This window comes from Stenotrophomonas sp. 278 (genome assembly GCF_003935715.1).
GTDB lineage: Bacteria > Pseudomonadota > Gammaproteobacteria > Xanthomonadales > Xanthomonadaceae > Stenotrophomonas > Stenotrophomonas maltophilia_AH.
Genome location: NZ_RHPP01000314.1, coordinates 1 through 682 on the forward strand (window position 1 = coordinate 1; position 682 = coordinate 682).

Below are 682 nucleotides of genomic sequence, written 5' to 3' on the forward strand. Positions count from 1 at the left end.
GTCGACTGACCGGACGCAGGATGATCGCGGTGAGCGGAACGGCCGGCACCAGCGCCAGCAGCGCCACGGCACCGCCAGCGGCCCAGCGCAGGGGCACCGGCAGCGGCTGCAGCAGGAACAGATGGGTCAGATAGGTGCCGGTCCAGCCAAAGAAGGCCAGCAGGGCGATCACCAGCATTACCGGTGCGCCGCCCAGGCCCAGGCGCGAGAACATGCCGGAGATGCCGTGAAGGCCTTCTTCGCCGCCGCCCAGGTCGATGCCGTCGGTGGCAAAGCCGTCGTCGACCACGCCGCACGCGGCCAGCAGCCAATACACCACGGCAAACGCCAGCACGATGCTGTACGGCAGCGTGGGGAATGTCAGCGCGACATTGAGAAATTCCGCCATTTCACGACTTCCTTGCATCGGTGCCGCGGTCTCCCCCTGCGGCGTCCCTGGGTCCGCGCTCCGGCGGGCCCTTGTTCCGTTGATGCTACGTGAAAATGGGTGTGGCGCACATAGGGGGATTCTGACTCTGCCCGATAAGTGCGTGTTCACGGGATGTCATTCGGTAGCGCCGGCCGTTGGCCGGCCCTCGGTATCGCCTGGGCCGGCCCCACGCCCGCCCGCCCCGCGGCATGGCCGCGTGGGCGGTGTGTTAATAACATGACAGCCCCCACCCCACACCCCGGCATCTGGGGT

General features: G+C 67.7%; 1 pseudogene. It reads right to left on the minus strand.

What is annotated here, in order from left to right:
• Nucleotides 1–388 (minus strand): annotated as a pseudogene (locus tag EGJ34_RS21905) (hypothetical protein); the annotation flags it as partial.
• Between the last annotated feature and the right edge of the window lie 294 nt (nucleotides 389–682).